This is a genomic window from Hymenobacter sp., from assembly GCF_035709525.1.
Taxonomy (GTDB): Bacteria; Bacteroidota; Bacteroidia; order Cytophagales; family Hymenobacteraceae; genus Hymenobacter.
The window spans coordinates 1-3,516 of sequence record NZ_DASTEP010000053.1 but is presented as its reverse complement, the minus strand read 5'-3'; the positions used below and the strand labels follow the sequence as shown (position 1 = coordinate 3,516).

General features: G+C 69.1%; 3 protein-coding genes. All 3 read left to right on the top strand.

Annotated features, from left to right (window positions below; all coding sequences use genetic code 11):
• The first annotated feature begins 11 nt into the window (after positions 1–11).
• The 3 genes from VFO93_RS04570 (at position 12) to VFO93_RS04560 (ending at position 3,468) form a co-directional block, all read left to right on the top strand.
• The gene (locus VFO93_RS04570) at positions 12–1,874 is read left to right on the top strand and encodes a S8 family serine peptidase (protein ID WP_325133145.1); all 1,863 of its coding nucleotides are present in this window, start codon (positions 12–14) and stop codon (positions 1,872–1,874) included.
• 190 nt (positions 1,875–2,064) lie between these two features.
• Entirely contained in the window at positions 2,065–2,781 is a 717-nt protein-coding gene (locus VFO93_RS04565; protein WP_325133144.1) for a hypothetical protein, read from the top strand.
• 81 nt (positions 2,782–2,862) lie between these two features.
• Positions 2,863–3,468, top strand: coding sequence for a hypothetical protein (locus VFO93_RS04560; RefSeq protein WP_325133143.1), 606 nt, complete (start codon positions 2,863–2,865; stop codon positions 3,466–3,468).
• Positions 3,469–3,516: the final 48 nt, after the last annotated feature.

The following is a 3,516-nucleotide window of genomic DNA, read 5'->3' as shown; positions in this document are numbered from 1 at the left end:
ATTCCTGAGCTATGTCCTTACCACCAAGCAGCCGGGGCCGGTGGGCCGCCGGGCTGCTGCTTGCCCTGCTGCACCTGCCCGGCCCGGCCGCCGCCCAACGCTCGGTCTCGGACGAACCTTCTGCCCGCTACTGGGTCAGCTTCACCGATAAAACCGGCGTGGCCTTCGACCCGGCCACCTACTTCAGCCCCGCCGCGCGAGCCCGCCGCCAGCGCCAGGGGCTGCCCGCCTACGAGGCCTCCGACCTGCCCGTGCGGCCCGACTACCTGGCCCGGCTGCAAGTCGGCTGCGACACCATTACGCTGGTCAGCCGCTGGTTTAATGCCGTGGCCTGCCGCGCCACACCCGCCCAGGCCGCCGCGCTGCGGCAGCTGCCGGGCGTGGCGCGGGTAGCGAGCTGGCCCGAAAACCCGACCCAGCCAGCGCTGGCCGCCCGGCCAGCCGCCGCGCCCAAAGCCGCAAACAGCGGCTTCGACATCAGCGCCAACGACTACCTGCTGGCCCGCCAGCAAACGGCCGTGCTGGGCCGCCCGGCGCTGGTGCGGGCCGGCCTCACGGGCAAGGGCGTGCGCATCGCGGTGTTCGACGTGGGCTTTCGGGGCGTGCGCGAGCACCCGGCGTTTGGGGCGCTGTGGCGCGAGCGGCGGGTGGTGGCTACCCATGATTTTCTGAAAAACCGGCCCGACGTGTACCGCACCGGCAGCCACGGCACCGAGGTGCTAGGCTGCCTGGCCGGCCGCCTGCCCGGCCCCGATAGCCTGCACGCCGGCCCGCTTTTGGGGCTGGCACCCGAGGCTACTTACCTGCTGGCCCGCACCGAAAGCCTGACCCGCGAGCGCATTGGTGAAGAAGAAGCCTGGCTGAAAGCTGCCGAGTGGGCCGACCGCGAAGGGGCCGACATCATCAGCTCATCCCTGGCGTATACCGAGCAGCGCTACTTTCCGGAGTGGATGGATGGCCGCCACTCGCTCATCGGAAGGGCGGCCAACCTGGCGGCCCGCAAGGGCATGCTGGTGGTGAGCGCCGCCGGCAACGACGGCGACGACGACTGGGGCCGCATTGGCACGCCCGCCGATGCCGACTCGGTGCTGGCCGTGGGTGGCCTCGACCCCGCCACCGGCCTGCACGTGGCCTTCAGCTCGACCGGCCCCAGCGCCGACCGCCGCCTCAAGCCCGATGTGTCGGCCTTTGGCATCGTGCTCACTACCACGCCCGGCGGCTACGAGCGCCTGGAAGGCACCTCGTTTGCCGCGCCGCTGGTGGCGGGCTTTGCGGCCTGCGCCTGGCAGCAGCAGCGCGCGACCAAGGCGATGGACCTCTTTCGGCAGCTGCGCGAATCGGCTGATTTATACCCGTACTACGACTACGCCCACGGCTACGGCCGGCCCCAGGCCAGCTACTTCACGGAAGGTAAAAAAGCGGCTTCGCGCCAGCTTGCGCCCACCTTCGACTTTGTGGCCCACGACTCGGTGGTGACAGTGGTGCTGCGGCCGGCGGCCACCGTGCCCAGCGCTCAGCCACTGCCCCTGCTCACCGACCCCGAAGAGGCCAGCCCCGCCTGGCTGGCCGCCCTTGGCCCCGATGCCAGCTCCAACCCGCCCGTGCGGCCGGGCGCGGCACCTACCCAGCCCACCGGCGTGGCCCCCGTGGGCCAGGAGCGCCCCGCCGACACGGGCACCCAGCCCCTGCCGGCCCCCGAGGCCTATCCGCCGCGCCTCTACTGGCACCTGGCCAACCGCCGGGGCGTGCTGCACCGCTACGAGGTGCGCGCCGTGGCCCAGCGCGCGGTGCTGCAAGTGCCGCGCCGTATGCTGAAGGGCGGTACCGTGCTGCGGGTATCCTTTCGGGGCTACACCGGCGAATATGCGGAGTAGAGGGCTTGGCGGGGCGGCCACCCCAGCGCTGCCGCGCAACCCGTAGCTCGATTTCTGACTCTGCTATGTAAAACAGTGCAAAGCGGCTGGCCAGCAAGCCAAAACGGCCGAGGCGCATTGGTTTCAAGCGCAAGCCTCGCCGCTTGCCGCTAGCTTCGTGCCCGCCTAGCGCAGTTTCTAGTCCATATCTATGAAGAACAACTACCAGTGGCTGCTCGCCGCGTGCCTGGCCGCCCCGGCCGCCCACGCGCAGCAAGTGCTGCTGCAAACCAACGTGGCCCAGGATACCCTGCCGCCGCGCACGGGGCCCAACCGGCGCTACTTCGGGCACCTCTACGCCAGCTACGGGCTGGTGGCGGGCGGCAGCCAGGCCGGCCTGCCGCTGCGCCACGGCTTCGCCTCGTCTGAAACGCAGGTGGGCGGCCGCCTCAAGTGGCGCGTGTCCGACCACCTGGCGTTTACCACTGACCTGCGCTACGCCTACCTGCGCTACGCCCTGGCCCAGGATGCCGGCCCCAAGGCCGCGCCCTTCACCGCCCTGCACGACACCGAAACCCTGACCTACCACCAGCTGCAAGGCGAGCTGGGCCTGCGCCTCAACGCCGGCCTGCGGCCCCGCGGCAACGTGGTGGGCACCTACCTCGACCTGCTAGCCTACGGTGGCCCGGCCCTGGCCGCCAACCACACCACCCGCGACAAGGACACCGGCCAGGGCGAAGTAGAGATTACCCGCCACGCGCCGCCCTACCTGGCGCGCTGGCTGGGCGGCGTGGGCGTGCGCCTGGGCAGCGGCTCGCTGGCGCTGGTGGGCCGCTACCGCCTCAGCCCGGCCCTGCGCCCCACCGAAAGCCTTCGCCCGCCCGAGCCGAGCCGCTTGGTGGTGGGGCTCGAGATTGGCTGGTTTTAGCATCCGGCCGCCGAGATTTTGCGTATGTTAAGCCACTTTTTTTAAGCTACTTCGCCTGTCCGTCTTATTCTTTTCTGTTTTATGAAAGCCTCTCTTTTTACTTTTTGCGCGGTAGCCATACTATTGCAGCTCAACACTTCCTGCATCAATACCGAGCGTGAGGTAGCGACCTCTACCAAAGACCCGCGCAGCGTGTACGTGCCGCCCAGCAGCACGGGCCGCCGCGTTAGCGGGGCCACGGTGCTCAATACGGTGCGGGCCAGCCATGCTTTTTCGGACCCCAAAACCAAGGATAATTTTGTGCTTCAGCTGCGTGGGCCGCGCATTCTCACCAGCCGCGTGCACCTCATCGTACTCAGCGCCCAGGGCGATACCCTGCGCCACGAGGTAATGCCCGCCCGCGCCCTGCTGGCCGGCAGCACCGCCCAAGACAGCAAGATGGCCACCGTGCGCGACCAGGAAATCGCCATCCTGCGCCGCATGAACAACTTCTTCGCCGAAGACCACTTCACCCGCCCCGCCGTGCCCGGCACGGCCGCCCAGCCCGCCGAGCTCGATGCCAAAGCCTGGGACAGCCTGCGCGCCGACCCCAACGCCATCGGCTTCGACTACCCCGGTGCCGCCGGCAACGACATGCGCCTGGCTTACTCGCGCCAGCTGCGCCGCGCCGTGGCCATCAGCCAGTAGCTCGAACTGGAAAAATGTAAAAATGAGTCATGCTGAACGCGGTGAAGC

Coding starts and splice junctions, on each gene's coding strand:
- VFO93_RS04570 (WP_325133145.1), top strand. CDS start 12: ATGTCCTTACCACCAAGCAGCCGGGGCCGGTGGGCCGCCGGGCTGCTG.
- VFO93_RS04565 (WP_325133144.1), top strand. CDS start 2,065: ATGAAGAACAACTACCAGTGGCTGCTCGCCGCGTGCCTGGCCGCCCCG.
- VFO93_RS04560 (WP_325133143.1), top strand. CDS start 2,863: ATGAAAGCCTCTCTTTTTACTTTTTGCGCGGTAGCCATACTATTGCAG.